Genomic DNA, 19,992 nt, shown 5'->3' on the forward strand with positions numbered 1-19,992 from the left:
TATCTCGTATCATATTGTGAAACAGTGGTATTTATACATAAGATCAATATCTGCATACGTGTTGATCCGACGCACCGATTTACCAGAAATTTTTGAATACAAAGGTTTTTTTATGAGCACCCGTAAAGGTGATAAAAATATAACCTATTGAAGCGCTGGTGTTTATTCATATCCTATCAGTTTAGCAGGAATTAACACGGAGAGCTTTCGGGCGTGACGCAGCCTGATTCAGGCGTCTGAGTATAAATAATTATAAAACAACAAGTAATTCATATTCAGCTACTAGGGATTATGCTATTATATTTGTCGATATGTCGTAGGGTTTACAGTTTGTCATCTGCGTTTTTATATGTTTTTCCGGAGTGATGTGTATATTTATAAGATAAGCTGTGGCGGCACGGCACTTCATCATGCTATGTATTATTAACCGCACGGAGGCTCTATGGATAATTACGTACTCGTAAGACCCGAACATCTCAACCACTACGGTTATCTTTTCGGCGGAATGATGCTGAAATGGATAGATGAAATAGCTTGGCTTGCCGCCTCTCTGGACTTTCCGGGCTACTCCCTCGTTACCGTTACGATGGATAAGGTGATATTTAAGCATAGGGTGGAGAACGGCTCCATATTGAAGTTTATCACCCTGCCGGAAAAAATCGGACGCACCTCCGTGAGCTATAATGTCACCGTGGAAGCGGACGCGCCGGGTTCAAGCGAAGTTGTGGAGGTTTTCTCCACCAATGTGAAGTTTGTCGCCATAGACAAGGGCGGCAAGCCTGTGCTTCTGCCGCAGCACAGTGAGCTCCGAAGCGGGAAGCTGCCGTAAAATGAACAGGATGCGCCGATGAAAGAAACCCCCAACGGATTAAGGGAAAAATTTACGCTGATTTTCGGTCTCGGCTATTTCGAGATAGAGCTTGTCCGCTTCCTCAGAGAGCGGAAAAAGCTTAAGGTCGTGGACATCCGAAAAGAATATCAGGAGTCCATGAAGGACACCCTCGCAGGCGTTGAGCTGATAAACGGTGACGCGAGCAGTATTGTTACGTGGAAAAAAATCAACATAAATGAAGTTATGAACATCATCATAACCATCAAGGATCCGGATGTGGTGTCCGAGTGCTGCCGAATCGCCAGAGAGGTTTACGGGCTTGATGTGCAGATTATCGTTCTTTCCTACGGCAATTACCCCGATTCCCTGCTTGATAAATACAACGTAAATATAGTGCATCCGCTTAATGTGGGAATAGAGATTATCGCCTCCATGATTGAGAAAAATGTAGCGTGGCCTGTTAACATCGGCAAGGGCGCGGGCGAGATCGTGGAGGTTCAGGTTCTGCGTTATTCGCATCTGGTCGGAGTGCGGCTGAAGCACCTCCGGGCAAGCAACTGGAGCGTCGCGCTGATATATTCCGGCGGCAGAATCATTCTCCCCAATAAGGAGAGCCGCATAAACATAGGCGACAGGCTGATTGTAGTCGGTGAACCTCAGGTCGTGAAAAGTGTCGTGGACACTCTCTCAAGGGGCGTGCCGAACTTCCCGCTCCGCTTCGGGCAGACCCTTTCGGTGTATATATCCGCAAACTATCCGGAAATAGTGAAGGAAGCAATCCTGATTCATTCCAACACCCTCTCCAAAAAACTCACGCTGATCCCACACCTTGGAAAGGGAATCAAGGGGTTGGCGGAGAAGATAAAAGAGCGCAAGCTTGAGTTTGAGATAGGCGACACAATCGCAAGCCTCAAGGATCTCAGAGGATATGAGAAGGGCGTGCTGGTTGTGCCTAAACGGAAAATTTTCTGCTGCGATTTATACTACAAAGGTTTTTTCAGAACCGGCACTTCTCCGGTGCTTTTTGCCAAGGGATATGAATCCTACGAGAGAGTTCTGATAAGCCTCAACTCCGAAACACCTTCATTCGCCCTTGAAACAGGCATAGAGCTGGCGGGACTCCTCAAAAAACCCTATGAGATAATTTATGTCAGTGCGGCGGAAGCTCTGCGCGGTCAGAAAGAGACAGAATATCTTAATTTCAGGAAAAATATAGTCTCGGACTACGAAATATCGGAGGGTGTGAAGCTGGACTTCACCGTAAAAGAAGGAAATCCCGTCTTTGAGACTCTGGGGAGGATCAATGAGTATGAAGGCGGGGGCACTCTCCTTGTGCTGACCTTTGATCCCAAAGAACAAATCGGTGTCTTTACCCCGAATGTGCCTTATCTCCTTGCCCGCAGCGCAGGTTGCAGCGTCCTTGCCGTGCCTGTAGAGGAAAAAAATGCATAGCGGCGAGGCGTTTCTTCTTCTCGCTTTCTGTCTCGGGGCGTACTTTGCCCCTTTTATCTCAAAACGTCTGATGATACCTGTCGCCGTGGGAGAAATCCTTCTGGGGATAGGTCTCGGCTGGTTCTTTGCCGATGTGCACTACAGCAAGGAGATAATAGGCTTTCTCGCCGAACTCGGATTCCTTGTGCTTATGTATCTCGCCGGAATGGAAATAGATTTTGAAAATATCCGCACACTTCCCAAGAAGGATCTCGCCAGTTACGGGGCGGTTGCCCTGCTGATTGTGGTTTTTTCCCTGATTACCGCAACTCTCATGGGGGATGAGCCAATAATGGCGGTGGCGTATATGACAGTCGCCATAGGTCTGCTTTTCCCCGTGTTGCAGGACACAGGACTGATCAACACCAAAGAGGGGCAAGCGCTCCTTGTCATAGGGGGAATAGGCGAGGTTTTCAGCCTTCTGGGGCTCACATTAGCCGTTCTTTACTACAGATACGGCGTAACCCCTGAGGCGGGAATACATGTGCTGAAAATCGGAGCGTTTATTTTCTTTGTATACGCTGTGACCAAGTTTCTGCGGCTTATGATATGGTGGTTCCCAAAAATCGCCGTCATATTTACCACAACCGGCAACCTTTCGGAGATGGGCATAAGGGCAAACTTTGTTAACATGTTTGTGTTTGTCGCCGCGGCGGCATTTATGAATATAGAGCCCATTGTGGGCGCCTTTATCGGCGGGATGCTGTTTTCCATGCTGTTCTTTGCCAAAGAGGATATTGTGGATATTTTCAGCGGAGTGGGAAACGGGTTTCTCATTCCCGTGTTCTTCATCCATGTCGGGCTGGGGTTTGATCTGGGCAATCTGAAAAACTTCGCCGTGGTTTCCCATGGCTTGGCAATCGCCGCTATACTTCTCAGCATCCGGGTCGTTTCGGTTATCCCTATGTTTTTCTCCGCTCTGCCGAGAAAGATTATTATAGTCACTCCGTTCGCTCTGTCATTCCCTCTCACTCTGATGGTTACCGTTGCCACTCTGGGCAGGCAGTATGAGATGATGAATGCGGAAACCTCCGCCTCGCTGATCATCTGCGCTGTGGTTACGGCGGTGGTTTACCCTGTTTTCAGCAAGGCGATAGTCAGGGCACTTTACAGCAAGGAAAACTTTGCGGATTAATGAAATAAGGGGCTTCTGCAAGCCCCTCCGATTGTTGACAAAGTCATTTAAAAAGTAAAAAAGTATATATTATATAAATCCTCCCCCACCCCTCCTTTTTAAAAGGAGGGATTTCTGCTTTAGCGGTAATAACTTCCCCCTTTATTAAAGGGGGATTGAGGGGGATTTTATAGATATGAATAAGCCGATTTACGGGATCACGTAGTCCGGATCATCAGACATCTTTCTGGCTTCTATATAAAGGTCATACTTTGCGGCGGAACCTGATTTTTCCATTCCTTCAATTTCGATTATGAGATAATAGCTCCCGCTGACGGCAAGGTCATAAACCTCATCGGGTACAGGGGAAATTTTGCTTCCGTCAATCTGAAGCTTACCGGAGGAATCCGTTAGCAGGGTGAAATTTTCGGATGCCGAACCGTTTCTGCCGTCAAGAATATATGACACGGCATATTCCATGGTTTTCGTGGTTGTCTGGGTTTCTATCTCCATTTCACCGAGAAAACTGGTGGTATTGTCGGAATCTATAGTTCCGTTGTCATAGGTTTCGACATATTCGGTTATTTCGTATTTGCCCCTGAGGGTTTTGGTCTGTGCCAGTTTGATGGCGGTAAGAGTGTTCCCGCCGGATGTTTCGTTGTCATCATCTTCGTCTGTTCCCCAGCAAGCGCTGAGTGCGAATACAAGAAGAATAACGAGAGCAAGCCGCTGAATTGTTTTCATACATTTTCCTCCGTGAAATAAAAGTAACTTAGCACAAATGATTATGCGTGTCATCAGAGATAATTGTCAACAAGCCGCACAAAATCCCTCTGTTATTTGTTTTTGAGTATGTCCCGTATCTCGGCGAGAAGCTGCTCTTCCTTGGAAGGCGCAGGCGGTGCGGCGGGGGCTTCCTCTTCCTTCTTTTTCAGGCTGTTCATCCCTTTGATAAGCATGAACACGGCGAAAGCCATTATTATGAAGTCAAGTACGGTCTGAATAAATTTGCCGTAATTAAGCGTAACTGCCGCTACATCGCCGGAGGCAGCCTTAAGAGTGACGGCAAGATCGCTGAAATTAACATTGCCCAGCAGCAGACCGAGGGGCGGCATGAGCACATCCGCAACAAGGCTCGAAACTATTTTGCCGAACGCTCCGCCGATTATGATACCAATCGCCATGTCCGCAACGTTTCCGCGCATGGCAAATTTTTTGAACTCCTGAATTACAGCCATAAATATCTCCTTACAATGACAAATATCTTCTATTATATCACAGAAACGGAACATGGGTGTACGGGCGTATAAAAGATGTTTATGGGGGATTAAAGTTTTTATTCTGGGAATAAGCTGAGATTGTGGAGGAGTCTGACTTTAGATAAAAAAATGGTGCCTGTCAGCGATCTGTCACAATTGTTTAGATTTTAACAGTCTAATTTGATATAAAGTGAATTAATATGTTTCGTATGGGGAGATTACCTGGATGAAAAATAAAGCGAAATCAATAGAGCCTAAGATTGCTGATTTAGCTAACGGCTGGCTTAAATCATACAAGCTCGATTATAAATTGGAACAAGAACCTTTAAATACTGAGATTGATAAAGCACTTTCTGATTACTTCACCAAAAATGGCGGGGCGGGAGCAAATCGTCCTGATGTAAAACTATTATTGCAAGACAATAGTTTAAACTTTTTCCCTGTTCTTATCGAATACAAAGGCTACAAAGACGCACTTGTAAAGCTAGATAGTAATGGTCAGATCGAGAATAGAACGGGCAAAAACGAACCAAATTTTAAAATATCAATTCGTATGCCGTAAACGGAGCTGTGCATTATGCGAATGCCTTGCTTCATCATACCAGTTACACCGATATAATCGCTATAGGAATAACGGGGTATAAGGATGAAAGCGAAACAATACAGCATGAAATAGGCGTGTATTATGTTTCTAAAACCAATCTTGGAACGGGGCAGAAAGTAGGCGAATATTCAGACTTTTCATTTTTGGCACCTAAAAATTTCAATGAATTTATTGAAAAAGTTAAAACTTTGCAGTTGCCACAAGAAGAAATCGATAAATTAAAAGAGCAGCGGGAAAAAGAGATTGATGCCAGCCTCGTAAAGCTTAACAATGATATTTATCAAAATGAAAAAGGTTTGGGAGAGAATGACCGTGTTTATCTTGTCGCTGCTTCAATTATCGCAACACTTGGCATACCCGGTAAAGTTGCACCACTAGAGAAATCCGATTTAAAATCTTCTACTGAAAAAGGTAATACAGATGGTGAAATAATAGTAAGGAAGATAAAAGCCTTTCTAAGTGAAAAAGAACTACCGGATGAAAAGAAAGAATTGATTGTAAGAACCTTACAAAATACCCTTACAACAGAAAATATAAATAAAGTTAGAAATGGCGAAAGTCAGTTAAAAAGGGTTTTTACAAAGATTGTAGATGATCTAGGGATATACTATAAAATTGGATTAACAACTGATTTTACAGGAAAGCTTTTTAATGAAATGTATGGGTGGCTTGGTTTTTCACAGGATAAACTCAACGATGTTGTTCTTACCCCTTCTTATGTAGCATCTCTTTTAGTAAAGCTGGCAAGAGTTAACAAAGATTCTTATATATGGGATTTTGCTACTGGTTCGGCGGGGCTATTGGTTGCTGCTATGAACGAGATGCTCAATGACGCCAGAGAGACGATTAAATCGCCGGATGAACTTGCTCAAAAAGAAATAAAAATAAAGGCAGAACAGTTGCTGGGCTTAGAATTACTTTCCAGTGTATATATGTTGGCAATTCTTAATATGATTTTGATGGGTGATGGAAGCTCTAATATTTTAAATAAGGATTCAATAAAGGACTTCGACGGAAATTACGGCTTTGGCAAAACAAAGAACAAATTCCCTGCGGATGCATTCATATTAAATCCTCCGTATTCTGCATCTGGAAATGGGATGAATTTTGTGGAAAAAGCTCTTGGAATGATGAACAAGGGCTATGCGGCAATTATCATACAGAGCTCGGCTGGCTCAGGAAAGGCCAAAGAGTACAACAAAAAAATACTGCAAAAACATACGTTGCTTGCCAGTATTAAAATGCCGATTGACCTTTTTATAGGTAAATCCAGTGTGCAAACCTATATATATGTTTTTAAGGTGAATGAGAAACATCATAAAGATGAGATGGTTAAGTTCATAGACTTTACTAATGACGGATATACCAGAACAAACCGTAAAAAGGCCAGCAATAATTTAAAAGATACTAACCAGGCAAAAGAACGATATGAGGAGTTAGTAAATCTGGTACGTTTTGGTAAAAGCAAACTGAATATTTTTACCGAAAAAGAATACCACGAAAACACCATAGACCCGGAACACGGTGCAGACTGGAACCAGTCTGCACCGATAGACACAAAGCCTACTTTGCAGGATTTCAAAAAAACTGTAAGTGATTACCTAGCGTGGGAAGTATCTAATATATTAAAATCACAAGATTTTAAGGATGAAAAACCGGGAAAGTAGATACCCTGCTTAACAAGGAACTGGAGAAAGTTAAGTGGGGTGAGTTTAGATTGGGTGATTTGTTTGAGATTAATTCTTATAAGAAAAGATTTGATGCAAACAAAGTTGATGTATTAACAGAAGGACAATTTCCCTATATTGTTAGAATGGGAACGAATAATGGGCAAAAAGGCTATATTAATGAAGATGAAGCCTATTTGAACGAAGGTAATACCATTTCGTTTGGGCAAGATACTGCAACAATGTTTTATCAAGAGAAGCCTTATTTTACCGGAGATAAAATAAAAATAATAAAAGCAAGAGACAGCAGATTTAATAAAAAAAATGCACAGTTTTTTATATCAACAATGATGAAATCTTTTAGCTCTTTTTCTTGGGGTAGTTCGAGCTTTAATATAGAAATTATTAAAAATCAGAAAATGTCATTACCTGTATCAGAAAATGGAGAAATTGATTTTGAATTTATGGAAAACTTTATAGCGGAACTGGAAGCTGAACGTATAGCGGAACTGGAAGCATACTTATCTGCTACCGGTCTAAACGATTATACTTTAACACCTGAAGAGCTGCAGGCTTTGGATGATTTTGAAAGCTTAGATTGGCAATGTTTTAATATTGAAAAATTATTTGGAAAGTCTACTCGTGGGAAACGCTTGAAAAGTGCAGATAGGATTAGCGGAACTTTACCTTTTGTAACAGCAGGGGAAGCAAATGAGGGGGTTTCAGCATTTATAGGAAATGATGTCACTGTTTTTTCAAAAAATACAATAACAATTGATATGTTTGGTTCTGCGAAATATAGAAATTATAAATATGGAGGCGATGATCATATTGCAGTTGTGCATACTGAGACCTTGCCAAAATATGCATCTATTTTTGTAACAACTGCAATTCACAAATCATCCTACACAGGCGAGTTTCATTACGGAAGAAATTTTTATGCAAAAGATGCTGATGTGTTGAATATTTATCTTCCAACTCTAAACAATCAGCCGGATTATGCAATAATGGAAACCTTTATTTCTGCCATTCATAAGCTGGTTATAAAGGATGTTGTTTTGTATGCAGACAGGAAAATAGAGGCTACGAAAACAGCCGTAAATAAACAAACATAGAATTATTTACGGCTTATTTTTTTCAGATATGGAATTTCTTAGTATCATTGTAAAATATCATTACAGAAAACACAGTATTAAAGGGGTTTGTAAAGGTTTTAGGAAGTTATTGGAACATGCTGGAAATAAAAATGGTGCCCAGGGACGGAATCGAACCATCGACACGTGGATTTTCAGTCCACTGCTCTACCGACTGAGCTACCTGGGCATCTGCGGGAACGCTAAATTACTAAAGTGAGTATTCTTTGTCAACAAAAAAATAACGAAAATCTGATTAAGCCGAAAATAACCTCCCGAGCCTCCGTGCGGGGCAATATATGTTTGATCTGCCTTGCTGTTTTGAGCTATAAATGCTTATCGGAATTAAGGGGGGTTGTTTTTATGCCTTGTAAGCCTGTCAATGCACCTGAGAGTGTTGTTAAAAACGCAGACAAGCTTTTTAAGCCTGCTTCGTATGATATAAGAGCCTATGTGGGCGAGCCGGGGAACTTCTTCGGAGAGAAGGCGGTTTTCACGCCGGACGCTGCCGTAATTGCAGGCGTGCTCATGGGCGGGCTGACCTTCACCCTCCGCAGCGGCGCAAAAATCGCTCTTAAAGACGGCGATACATGCGTAATCGGCTATGACAACGGTCCCACGTCAAAAACTCTGGCGGCGTCCTTCGCCGAAGGTCTGGCGGAAACAGGGGTAAATGTCTATATCATAGGCGTTTCCGGCTCCGGTCAGGTTTATCAGAACCAGAACCAGCTCGGCGCGCAGGCGCATGTGCAGATAACACGCTCTCACGTTGAGGTAACCACGAACGGGGCGAAATTCGGCATCGGCATGCAGGGAATACATACCTATCTCCTGAAACAGATGAACGAAGCGCTGAAAACAAACGCTCCCGTGCGGTTCGGCTGCGCAAAGGGTAAAATCAGCGATAAAACAGATGAAGGATACTCCGTTTACTTTGATAAAATGGTGAAAACATACAAGGCATATTTTGCCGGCAAGAACACATCAAAAATTGCCGTGAACCTCTTCGGCGGAACAGGCTGCAAATACGGAGAGCTTTTCCGTGCCGTTCTGGGTGATGATGTCCTGCTCCTCGGCGGAGATCTGGACGTTAACTCCGGAGCAGCGCTCGCCGACCCCACCAGAAAAGAGATGATAGAAAGGGTGGCGGGCTTCACTGAGGCTCTGGAAAACGGCTACCGCATACATTCCTTCGATCTGGATGCGGACAGAGGCTCGGTAACCTCCGGCGCCGATGCCCTGAAAACAGGAGTCAGCGGACATTATCTCGGCGATGCTCTGGCTTATATACTCGCCGACTACAAGCTGAAAAAATGTGTGCCCGAACTGCTTAAAAAACTCTCCCTGAAAGGCGTGTCTGCTGAGAATACTGCCAAAATCAAAGATATTGCCGAAACTATACTCATCGACGCCCGCTACACCAGCGGCGTAAAAAGCTATGTGGAATCCCTCGGCGGGAAGACGCTTTTCCACACCAAGGGGCACTCGCTCTGGAAGGAAACCATAACGGCAAACATGGCGGAAATGGCGAGCCTCGCCGGATATGACGATATTCCGTCATTTGTCGCCTCCACTGGCTACCGTGATTATCAGATAGAGGCATCGCTCCATTTCTTCACAACAGATGTTGAGGACGGAATGCCCCGTGATGATGCTGTGGAAAATATATTTGTTCTGGAACAGATATTTGCCGAATCAGGAATAAGAGACCTGAATGCGTATTTCGCCTCCGTCCCCTCCCGCTTCATTACCAAAGAGATAAGGACGACCTCCGTGAGCAATGAGGCGAAGGAGCATATAACAAATGAGATAGTCAGGGTGATCCGCAATACCTTCGGCGGGCGCAGCGACTTTGAGACAGTGGAGTTTGACGGACAGATCCGCGCGGACTGGGCGGACGGCTTCATAATGTACGGTATGTCAAACACTTCGCCGAAGCTTACCTTCATGGCGGAAGGCACGACGGAGGAGATAAGGAACAACGCCCTGCGCTTCCTGCTCGCTCTCCATAATCATTTCAAGGTGAAGTACGGCGACAGCGAGCCTATGGATCTTGCGGAAAACGACTTTTTTGTGAAAGAGGCAGGCTATAATCTGCCGGAACCTGATAAGGTAACGATGAATGACCCCGAGGTCAGTGCTTTTCTGGCGGATTTCGGGATAATATAGAGTTATACAAAACACTGCTACACAGAAAAAACACTTAAGGAAAATATATGCTGGCGAAGAGAATTATCCCCTGTCTGGATGTGAAGGACGGCAGGGTTGTTAAGGGAACAAACTTTGTGAATCTGCGTGATGCGGGCGACCCCGTGGAAGTGGCGCAGATTTATGACGAACAGGGAGCTGATGAGCTCACTTTTCTTGATATAACAGCCAGCTCCGACAACAGAAGCATCATTCTTGATGTAGTCGCAAAAACTGCGGAGCGTGTGTTCATGCCCGTTACCGTGGGCGGCGGCGTACGCACGCTGGATGATATACGCAGTCTGCTGAACTCCGGTGCGGACAAGGTTTCCATCAACTCCGCAGCTGTCGCCAGACCTGAGTTTGTCAGTGAGGCTGCGCTCCGGTTCGGTTCCCAGTGCACTGTAGTTGCCATAGACGCCAAGATGAAGGCGGACGGCAGTGGTTGGGAGGTTTACACACACGGCGGGCGCAAGCCCACGGGCATTGATGTTGTGGAGTGGGCGGCACTCATGGAAAAATACGGCAGCGGGGAGATCCTTCTGACCAGCATGGATAAGGACGGCGTGAAGGACGGCTTTGACCTCAGGCTTACCCGAGCCGTGGCGGACGCGGTTTCCATACCCGTCATAGCCTCCGGCGGTGCGGGCAGCCCTCAGCATATGTATGAAGGAGTAACGGAAGGCGGCGCGGACGCTGTGCTTGCGGCAAGTATATTTCACTATAAGGAATACTCCATAGCAGAGGTGAAGCAGTACCTCGCCGACAGGGGCGTTCCGGTAAGGATGGTATAGATGAACACCGAAATTATAGGCAAACTGGTAGAAACAGTAAGAGAAAGGAAACGCAACCCGCAGGACGACTCCTACACCTGCAAGCTTCTGGAAGCGGGCGAGAACAAGCTTGTGAAGAAACTCGGCGAAGAGAACGCCGAATTTATAAGAGCATTTCTGAAAGAAAGCGATGATTCCGTGGCTGGCGAAGCTGCGGATATAATTTACCATATGGTGGTTGCTCTGGAATACAGAGGAGTGTCGTTTGAATCCGTTCTGGAGGTTCTTGAGAACCGTTTCGGAAAATCAGGGATAAGAAAGTGAGCTTCTGCGGTATTTTGACCTGACAATTAATTGACGTCTGGTTCAAAATTAATTATTGACAACCGCAAATCACGGGAGCATTATAGCCCCCATGAACAATGTAAAGGGATATTTTAACTACTTTTTTAGCGGCTTTTATTTTTACTTCTTCTTTGAAGGAGCTGCTTAGGGTGTAGTTAAAATACAGAAAATGTATAAATAACAAGGCCGCGGGCAGCAAAAAGCCCCTGCGGCCTTTTTTTATGTCCGCATAAGGGGTCTTTTCTCTCACCGCCGCCGGAAATTTTCGGAGGAAAATTATGATAGTTGTAATGAGAATGGACGCGGAAGAAAAACATCTGAACGACGTGGTGGCAAGAGCCGAAGAGCTCGGTTTCAGCCCTCACGTCATCTTCGGCAAGGAACGGAATGTCATCGGGCTTGTGGGGGCGAATGTCAAGAAAGACAGCGTCTGCGTAATATCCGAGATGCCCGGAGTCGACAACATAGTTCCCATCAGCAAGCCTTACAAACTCGCCAGCAAAGAAGTCAAACCTGAAACATCAATCGTAGACGTATGCGGAGTAAAATTCGGCGGCGGAGAGATTCCGATCATCGCCGGTCCCTGCTCCGTTGAGTCGGAGGAACAGATAGTCCGTTCTGCTCAGATGGTAAAAGCGGCTGGAGCCAAAATCCTCCGCGGAGGCGCCTTCAAGCCGAGAACAAGCCCTTACGCCTTCCAAGGGCACGGTGAGGAAGGGCTTAAATATCTCGCGGCAGCAAGACAGGAAACAGGGCTTCCCATCTGCACGGAAGTGGTAAACCCCAGAAATGTAGAGCTTGTTTACAAATACACGGATATGTTTCAGGTCGGCGCACGCAACATACAGAACTTCGCTCTGCTTACAATGCTCGGTCAGACGGATAAGCCTGTTCTTCTTAAGCGGGGCATGTCAACCACTATAGAAGAGTTTCTTATGGCAGCGGAGTACATCCTCAGTGAGGGCAACCAGAGGGTTATCCTCTGCGAGAGAGGGATCAGGACATTCGAGACAGCGACAAGAAACACACTTGATATAAGCTGCGTTCCCGTTGTTAAGGATAAATCACACCTTCCGATAATAATAGACCCCAGCCACTCCGGCGGACACAGGCAGTATGTTTCGGCTCTGTCGAAATCCGCCATCGCAGTCGGTGCGGACGGCGTAATAATAGAGGTTCATCCCGAACCGGATAAAGCATGGAGCGATGCCGCGCAGACCATCAGCCCTGAGCACTTCATCCAACTGATGGGGGAAATGCGGGCAGTAGCGCTTGCCGTCGGCAGATACATGTAAACCCTGATATAAGATTATCTCTACGCCCCCAAGGATGGGGGCGCGCCATGCGAGCGAAGGCAGGTTCATCCTGCCGCGAGAGTGTATAAAAAATTCCCATGGAAGGAGAATTTTTCTATTGTGAAATCAGATGGGGGCGTAGGCGTGCGAAGGAGAATTTTTTTATTGTGAAGTCAGTGCGTCACTGCGAACCCTGAAAGGGTGAAGCAGTCTCTCAATATGTATACAGACTGCTGTGTCAGGTCACGCCTTCCCCGCAGTGACACAGCAGCGCATCTGAATCCTATACAGAAAAACTCCTTGCCTCCTGCTTTGAGTTGTTGACATATACCGCTCATCCCCCCGTCCGGCAAACCCGGCGGGGGATGCTGTTTATTTCGTCTTAAATGACTGCACTTTAGCTGCAAGTTCCTTGGCTCTGGAGTTCAGCATATCCGTTTCCCCGCTTATTTCCTGAAGTCTCTCATCATTATTATCGGCGACAAGATTGATCTTGCCCGTGTTCTCGGTGATAAGTGAAATTGCGCTCGTCTGCTCGGAAGTCGAAGACTGGATCTGCCGTACCATCTCCGTGGATTCACGGGAATCACTTATGATCTCCTTCAGGGCTTCTCCTGCGATGGAGGCGACTTTACTCCCCTGCTCCACCTTTGTTACGGAGTTGCCTATGTTCGAGGCTGCCTTCTGCGATTCCTTCTGGAGGGAGATAATCATCTCGGATATTTCTTTTGTCGCTGTCTGTGTTCTTTCGGCAAGCTTGCGCACCTCCTCAGCCACGACAGCGAAGCCCCGCCCCTGCTCTCCTGCTCTGGCTGCTTCTATTGAGGCGTTGAGCGCCAGAAGGTTTGTCTGGTCGGCTATATCGTTTATCACCTCTATGATGTCGCCGATTTTGTCAGTGGAGGTTTTGAGATCCTCCACCATGCGGGACGATTCGTTTATTGTGCGGGTAAGCTCCTCCATTTTGGCGATCATTTCGGTGACCGCCTTATCCCCTTTCCCCGCTGCGTTCTGCGTCTGGATTGCTTTCTGGTATGTAAGACGGGAGTTCTCCGCGATGCTGTCTATATTCGCATACATTTCCGTAACAGCGGCTGAGAGCTGGGCGGTATCTTCCTTCTGCGCGGATATTCCGTCAGTGATCTCATCAATGTTGCTGTCCAGTTTTTCCGTAGCACGGGTTATGTATTCCGCCTGCTCCTGAATATCCATTACGATCGATTTGATGTAGTTGATAAACAGATTGAAGTTTGTCGCTATGGCTCCCAGCTCGTCATTGCCCTTGTGCTCCATGTAGCGGGTAAGGTCGCCTTTGCCTGTGGCTATATTTTCAGCCTTGTTTCCAGAACCTTCAGCTTGATGAACAGCACTCTGCGGCTCATATAAACCGTGCTTACACTGAGAATGAGCAGGATAAGCACCATCGCGGTGAAATCCTTGATAATAACCGCGCCGACTGTGGCATTAATGGGCGCCATGGGTATCATAAACTCAAAGGCGCCGTGTATCTCTCCCGCCCGCCAGTTTTCCATCCTGACCCCTGTGGGATCCAGCCCCTGATCATTGCCCCATAAAGCCATCGAGGTTGCCGGGTCACCGTGACACCACTCGCATTCCTTGGTAAGGCGCACTGCCTTGTAATAACGGACTATACCTCCGCTGTGGTCATATACCACATGCTCCGGCGTGTCTCCCGTTTTAGTATCTATTTTTTGAAGGTGTTCAAGGGCTTCAATGTCAATCTCGTCCGGATTGTTTTTAGGGTTACGGGGGGAATTTTTCGGAACCTTGAACTGCATGCCGGTCAGTTCCGCCTTGGCTTCGGAAACCCTGATCGCAGATACTACGGGTATAATCTGCACAAGCTTTTCCGTATCACTTTTCAGTGCATCAATATTCACTGTTCCGCTGTGAATAAGAGAATTTGAGTATTCTCTTATCCCTTCCGCCATTGTTATTATTTTCCTAGCCTTGTCTATCTCCGCCTCAAACGCTGTTTCCCGTGCGTTTTTGGCGTTAAATATAAAGAGCCCCGAAAAACAGGCGATGAGAAAGATATTAATGAAAACCGTCATTTTGGTGCTTATTTTCATAAAATGCCCCGTAAGGTTATTTGGTTTTCAGATGAAGCTTCATGAAGGCGGGAACATATAAAATGTTCATGGAGATCAGATATTTCGATACTTTAATTATAAAGGGTAAAAATTATTGCTGTCAAGGCGGCTTGGTGCAGGAATTATCAGCTTTTGCCTGATTTTACTTGAACAATTTTACAAAAACTATAAAGTGGCGTATTTTGAGAAAGTAGGCGCCGCTGAAAGCGGCTTTTTATGCTAAGGAGTCAGATTAATATGTCAGTAAGAGTGAGATTCGCACCCAGCCCCACAGGGCACATACACGTAGGGAACGCCAGAACGGCGCTTTTCAATTACCTTTATGCACGCAATACAGGGGGCACTTTCATTCTGAGGATAGAGGACACGGACTTTGACCGCTCCACTCTCGCCAGCGAAGAATTGATATATGAGGACATGAAATGGCTTCTCATGGACTGGGACGAGGGTCCCATGAAGGGGGGCGCATTCGGTCCGTACAGACAGTCAGAGAGATTTGACATATACAAAAAATACACTGAAGAGCTTCTGGAAAAAGGGCACGCCTACAAATGCTGGTGCACCAAGGAAGAGCTTGACGCCGAAAGGGAAAAAGCCCGCATAGAAAACCGCCAGCCCGTTTACGGCGGAAAATGCAGACACCTTTCCCCCGCACAGAAAGCGGAGCTTGAGGCATCGGGAGCTCCTTTCGCGATCCGTTTTAAGATAGATAAGGATGTCGTCCACATTTCCGACAGTATAAAAGGCGAGATCGACTTTGAGACAGGCGTTTTCGGCGACTTCATCATAGTCCGCCCTGACGGTGTGCCTGTTTACAACTATGTGGTTGTCATTGACGATGCCCTGATGAACATCAGCCATGTAATAAGAGGGGACGATCACCTCAGCAACACTCCCAAGCAGGCGCTGATATTCGACGCTCTGAATTTCAGCCGCCCCGAATTCATCCACATCCCCATGATCCTCGGAGAGGACAGATCCAAGCTCTCCAAGCGTCACGGAAACACCAGCATTGAGCAGTTCCGCTCTCAGGGCTACCTGAATGACGCCTTGTTTAACTTTCTCGCCTTATTAAGCTGGTCGGATGATCAGGAGAGGGAGATCATCGGCAAAGAGGATCTGATAAAATCCTTCAGCCTTGACCGCATATCCACAAGTGCGGCAGTTTTCGATTTCGGCAAACTGAAATGGCTCAACGGACAGTACATCCGCATGAAAACCCCTGAGGAGCTTGCGGATCTCTGCTTGCCTTTCCTCATGAGTGCCGGTCTCCCCGCCGACAGGCTTGACAGAGAGGTATATGTAAAAATGATCGCCTCAATCGCCAGCAAAATGGAGCTTCTCGGCGACGCGCCGGAGGTTATGAAGGTATACTTCCAGTATCAGACGCCGGATGAGGACGCCGCGGAGTTTCTTAAGCTTGAGACGACACCTGCTGTATTGAAGTCTTTCAGGGAAAAAATCGCCGCATTCAGCGGATATATAAAAGAAGATGAGTACAAAGATATACCCAAATCCGTGCAGACGGAAACAGGCGTAAAAGGAAAGCCCCTTTTCATGGCGATAAGGGTGGGAATATCCGGCTCGGTAAAAGGACCGGAGATAGACAAGATGGCAACTCTCATGCCTGTGGACGAACTGCTCAGAAGACTGGACGCGGCTCTGGAGATCATAGGCTAAGCCACAAGCGTATAAAATTCCATGTTTGCTTTGCAAACCGCGAGCGTATGAGGAAACGGACAGGATATACCGTTTTCCAATGATAGGAAAATAGACAGATGTGACATAAACGCTCCCAAGGATGGGAGCGCGCCGTGCGAAGCGAAGGTTTGCTTTGCAAACCGCGAGCGTATGAGGAAACGGACAGGATGTACCGTTTCCCAATTATAGGAAGATAGACAGATGTGACATAAACGCTCCCAAGGATGGGAGCGCGCCGTGCGAAGCGAAGGTTTGCTTTGCAAACCGCGAGCGTATGAGGAAACGGACAGGATGTACCGTTTCCCAATTATAGGAAGATAGACAGAATGAAGAAAATCGGAATAATAGGACGCCCGAACGTTGGCAAATCCACACTTTTTAACAGACTGGCAGGGCAGAGAATCGCCATTGTGGACGACATGGCGGGCGTTACCCGTGACAGAATTGAATTTACAGCCGAATGGCTTGGAAGACGCTTCCGTGTGGTGGATACCGCGGGTTACGACTTAAAGGAAGAGATAGTAAAAAAGGAAATGCAGCGCCAGTTCATGTACTCACTTGAAGAGGCAGACTTTTTCATCCTCATGGTTGACGGGCGTGAAGGCGTTCATCCGCTGGATGAGATAGTCTGCGGGCTCCTCAGAGAAGGCGGAAAAAGCTTTGTCGTTGCTGTCAACAAAATAGATTCATCCTCTGCGGAGAACCTTGCCTATGACTTTTTCTCCATGGGAATCGACAAGGTTTTTCCCATAAGCGCAACTCACGGACGCAACGTGGACGACCTGATGGACGAGATCATCTCCCGTCTGCCTGAGGATGAGGAAGAGGAAAGCTTCAGCTATGACGGACGCATTAAGCTGATCGTCACAGGGCGCCCCAATGTCGGCAAATCCAGCATGATAAACCGCTGGCTCGGCGAGGAAAGGCTGATCGTAACTGACATTCCCGGAACAACAAGGGATGCGGTGGATACTCTCTTTGAATACGGAGACGAAAAATATGTTCTCATCGACACTGCGGGGATCAGAAAAAAATCCGTAATGTTCAAGGACAGAATAGAGAAATACGGATATTACCGCTGGGAAGACGCACTCTCCCGCGCGGATATAGCAGTGTGCCTCATTGACGGAGCGGAAGGCTTAAACGAACGTGACGTCAAGGTCATTGCGGACGCATGGGAAGCGGGCAGACCGATTATTCTCGTGGTCAACAAGTGGGATGCGGTGGAGAATAAAGATCAGGCTGCGAAGGAAATGAGGGCGGATATAGATTTCAAGCTCCAGTTTCTCAGCAATCCGCCCGTGATATTCGCCTCCGCTATGAGCGGCAAAAACGTTTATAAAATATTCGAGGCAGCAAAGGGGCTCTATAAGGAATACACAAAAAGGGTCGGAACAGGGGAAGCGAACCGTGTTCTCCAGACCGCTCTGGATCGCCACCAGCCTCCGGTGGTTAAAGGCAGAAGACTCAAGCTGTATTTCATGACTCAGGTGGCGGCGTGCCCGCCGCAATTTGTTATCTTCGCCAACTATCCGGATTCGGTGCACTTTTCATACCAGCGCTTCGTGATAAACATTATAAGAGAATTCTTCGGTTTTGAAGGGATTCCCATAAAACTGTTCCTGAGGCAAAGGGGAGAAAAGAAAGAAGCCTGACCCCTTTTTCAGGGTTCAAGGATCTAAGGCGCCGTTTCCCCCTGCCCGGGCAAACGGCGTTTTTTCGTTTTACGGTCAAAAAAACGCCGGAAAATAAGCTTTCTGTTATGTTTTAAAAATGGGCAAACTGCTTATTGAAAGTATATAAATATTGTTATATAAACGATGATTTACCCGTAAAACGGGTATTCAACGGTCATATTATGCGAGGGTAGACTAATGAGGTATGATCTTGCTAAAAGCGGGAACGGACTGACGTATGAGATACGCAACATTGTTAATGTCGCCAACAAACTCAGTCAGGCAGGCGTGGACATTTACTGGGAAAACATAGGCGATCCCATTGTCAAGGGTGAAATTCTTCCGGACTGGATGAAGGAAGAGCTTGCGAAAATTATCATGGACAACAACGCTTACGCCTACTCCCCCACCAAAGGCGTTCTCGAAACCAGAGAGTACATAGCCGCACAGGTAAACGCACGCGGCGGAGCGCAGATCACTGCGGAAGACATTATTTTCTTCAATGGTCTGGGCGATGCGATAGCGAGATCATACAGTTCTATCAGGGTCGACGCGAGAATCATCATGCCCGAACCCACATACTCGACACACCTTCTGGCGGAGGTTCTCCACGCATCCTTCCCGCCAAACACATATCAGATGAACCCCTACAAGCACTGGGCACCCGATCTTGACGAGCTTGAGAGCAAGGTAAGAAGCTTCCGCTCCATAGTAGGCATCCTTGTCATTAACCCGGACAACCCCACCGGCTATGTCCACACAGAAGAAGGACTCAGGCAGATAGTGCGCATAGCCAAGGAATATGACCTGATGCTCGTGTTTGACGAAATATACGCAAATATGTCCTACAACGGCTCAAAAACAGTTATGCTGTCCGATATTATCGGCGATGTGCCCGGCATAAGCATGAAAGGGATCAGCAAGGAATACCCTTGGCCCGGCGCAAGGTGCGGCTGGATAGAGGTCTACAACTATGACAAAGACCCCGCGTTTCAGAGATACGTAGACGCCATCCTCACTCAGAAGATGTCTGAGGTGTGCTCTACAACCTTCCCTCAGATGTCCATTCCCCGCATAATGTCGCACCCTGAGTACAAGCCTTATCTCGCTGAAAAGATAAAGCATTATGAAAAGCTCTCAAACATAGCCTACAGCATTCTCAGGGATGTGCCCTATGTAGTGGTTAACAGAAGCAACGGCGCCTTTTATATGTCCGTGGTTTTCAATGAGGCCGTCCTTAACTCCAAGCAGAGCCTGCACATTGAGGATGAAGGCGTGAGAACGTATGTTGAAAGCATAACAAACACAAACATAGAGAACGACAAACGCTTTGTATACTACCTCCTCGGCGCGACAGGCATCTGTGTTGTTCCGCTTACATCATTCTTCACCAGCAAGCCCGGTTTCCGCATGACCCTCCTTGAGCGTGACGCGGACCGCTTCGAGTTCATGGTGCGCCGCCTCGCCGAAAAGATAGTGGAATACGTAGAATCGTCAGCGAGGTAATACATTCCCAAGGAGGAGAATGCGCCGTGCGGAGCGAAGCCGCATTCGGTTTCTTTGGAAGGAGCTTGAGGAAACCTTTCTTTTTCGTTAAAGAAAGGTTTCCTCATTAATTAAAGCATCTATAAATAAAAAAATAATGAATATAAAGGCGAAGCTTTTCAGGAAGGCTTCGCCTTTTTTTGCCTATTATCCCTTTTCGTGGCGGATAAAAAGACATATACTGATCAGATATGCCTTGTATGATTTATTCTCGGCGAGAAGAAACCCGAAATCAGCTTATTGGAATTGCAGCACT

The 19,992-nt window shown here is 46.4% G+C and carries 15 protein-coding genes, 1 tRNA gene and 1 pseudogene; 12 read left to right on the top strand and 5 right to left on the bottom strand.

Annotation, left to right across the window (positions count from 1 at the left end; genetic code table 11):
* The first annotated feature begins 442 nt into the window (after positions 1-442).
* Genes EP073_RS13715 through EP073_RS13725 form a run of 3 tightly spaced genes read left to right on the top strand, consistent with a single transcriptional unit; the run spans position 443 to position 3,458 of the window.
* Complete coding sequence (locus tag EP073_RS13715; RefSeq protein WP_128467722.1) at positions 443-829, top strand: acyl-CoA thioesterase; 387 nt, start codon at positions 443-445, stop codon at positions 827-829.
* Between the two features lie 18 nt (positions 830-847).
* The gene (locus EP073_RS13720; protein WP_128467723.1) at positions 848-2,284 is read left to right on the top strand and encodes an NAD-binding protein; all 1,437 of its coding nucleotides are present in this window, start codon (positions 848-850) and stop codon (positions 2,282-2,284) included.
* On the top strand, positions 2,277-3,458 hold the full coding sequence (locus EP073_RS13725) for a cation:proton antiporter (RefSeq protein ID WP_128467724.1): 1,182 nt from the start codon (positions 2,277-2,279) through the stop codon (positions 3,456-3,458). The genes EP073_RS13720 and EP073_RS13725 overlap by 8 nt, the downstream gene beginning before the upstream one ends.
* Before the next feature lie 189 nt (positions 3,459-3,647).
* Here EP073_RS13725 and EP073_RS13730 read toward each other — a convergent pair whose 3' ends face one another.
* Together EP073_RS13730 and mscL are read right to left on the bottom strand one after the other, a co-directional pair.
* The gene (locus EP073_RS13730; RefSeq protein WP_128467725.1) at positions 3,648-4,181 is read right to left on the bottom strand and encodes a hypothetical protein; all 534 of its coding nucleotides are present in this window, start codon (positions 4,179-4,181) and stop codon (positions 3,648-3,650) included.
* A gap of 92 nt (positions 4,182-4,273) precedes the next feature.
* On the bottom strand, positions 4,274-4,675 hold the full coding sequence (gene mscL, locus EP073_RS13735; protein WP_128467726.1) for a large-conductance mechanosensitive channel protein MscL: 402 nt from the start codon (positions 4,673-4,675) through the stop codon (positions 4,274-4,276).
* A 247-nt stretch (positions 4,676-4,922) separates the two neighbouring features.
* On the opposite strand from mscL, the pseudogene EP073_RS13740 reads away from it, so the two are divergent.
* Both EP073_RS13740 and EP073_RS13745 read left to right on the top strand, forming a co-directional pair.
* A pseudogene (locus EP073_RS13740) lies at positions 4,923-6,967 on the top strand (HsdM family class I SAM-dependent methyltransferase).
* 20 nt (positions 6,968-6,987) lie between these two features.
* On the top strand, positions 6,988-8,082 hold the full coding sequence (locus tag EP073_RS13745; RefSeq protein ID WP_128467727.1) for a restriction endonuclease subunit S: 1,095 nt from the start codon (positions 6,988-6,990) through the stop codon (positions 8,080-8,082).
* 132 nt (positions 8,083-8,214) lie between these two features.
* Here EP073_RS13745 and EP073_RS13750 read toward each other — a convergent pair.
* Positions 8,215-8,290 (bottom strand) — tRNA-Phe (locus EP073_RS13750).
* A 173-nt stretch (positions 8,291-8,463) separates the two neighbouring features.
* Here EP073_RS13750 and EP073_RS13755 point away from each other — a divergent pair.
* From EP073_RS13755 to aroF, 4 genes are all read left to right on the top strand, one after another.
* Positions 8,464-10,269: a phosphohexomutase domain-containing protein gene (locus EP073_RS13755; protein ID WP_128467728.1), complete on the top strand. Its 1,806-nt coding sequence runs from the start codon at positions 8,464-8,466 to the stop codon at positions 10,267-10,269.
* Between the two features lie 47 nt (positions 10,270-10,316).
* Complete coding sequence (hisF, locus tag EP073_RS13760; protein ID WP_128467729.1) at positions 10,317-11,081, top strand: imidazole glycerol phosphate synthase subunit HisF; 765 nt, start codon at positions 10,317-10,319, stop codon at positions 11,079-11,081.
* Positions 11,082-11,384, top strand: coding sequence for a phosphoribosyl-ATP diphosphatase (gene hisE, locus EP073_RS13765; RefSeq protein WP_128467730.1), 303 nt, complete (start codon positions 11,082-11,084; stop codon positions 11,382-11,384).
* 299 nt (positions 11,385-11,683) lie between these two features.
* Positions 11,684-12,700: a 3-deoxy-7-phosphoheptulonate synthase gene (gene aroF, locus EP073_RS13770; RefSeq protein ID WP_128467731.1), complete on the top strand. Its 1,017-nt coding sequence runs from the start codon at positions 11,684-11,686 to the stop codon at positions 12,698-12,700.
* Positions 12,701-13,072: 372 nt separating this feature from the next.
* Here the strand turns inward: aroF and EP073_RS13775 are convergent, their stop codons facing one another.
* The gene (locus EP073_RS13775) at positions 13,073-13,993 is read right to left on the bottom strand and encodes a methyl-accepting chemotaxis protein (RefSeq protein ID WP_128467732.1); all 921 of its coding nucleotides are present in this window, start codon (positions 13,991-13,993) and stop codon (positions 13,073-13,075) included.
* Between the two features lie 29 nt (positions 13,994-14,022).
* Complete coding sequence (locus tag EP073_RS13780; protein WP_128467733.1) at positions 14,023-14,793, bottom strand: Tll0287-like domain-containing protein; 771 nt, start codon at positions 14,791-14,793, stop codon at positions 14,023-14,025.
* Between the two features lie 258 nt (positions 14,794-15,051).
* On the opposite strand from EP073_RS13780, the gene gltX reads away from it, so the two are divergent.
* The 3 genes from gltX to EP073_RS13795 all read left to right on the top strand — a co-directional run bounded on the left by gltX (position 15,052) and on the right by EP073_RS13795 (position 19,697).
* Positions 15,052-16,494, top strand: a complete 1,443-nt coding sequence (gene gltX / locus EP073_RS13785; protein ID WP_206617479.1) for a glutamate--tRNA ligase — start codon at positions 15,052-15,054, stop codon at positions 16,492-16,494.
* A 347-nt stretch (positions 16,495-16,841) separates the two neighbouring features.
* Positions 16,842-18,170, top strand: coding sequence for a ribosome biogenesis GTPase Der (der, locus tag EP073_RS13790; protein WP_128467735.1), 1,329 nt, complete (start codon positions 16,842-16,844; stop codon positions 18,168-18,170).
* Positions 18,171-18,389: 219 nt separating this feature from the next.
* Positions 18,390-19,697: a pyridoxal phosphate-dependent aminotransferase gene (locus EP073_RS13795; RefSeq protein ID WP_128467736.1), complete on the top strand. Its 1,308-nt coding sequence runs from the start codon at positions 18,390-18,392 to the stop codon at positions 19,695-19,697.
* The last annotated feature ends 295 nt before the right edge of the window (positions 19,698-19,992 follow it).

The sequence above is a fragment of the Geovibrio thiophilus genome (genome assembly GCF_004087915.1).
GTDB classification, from domain to species: domain Bacteria; phylum Chrysiogenota; class Deferribacteres; order Deferribacterales; family Geovibrionaceae; genus Geovibrio; species Geovibrio thiophilus.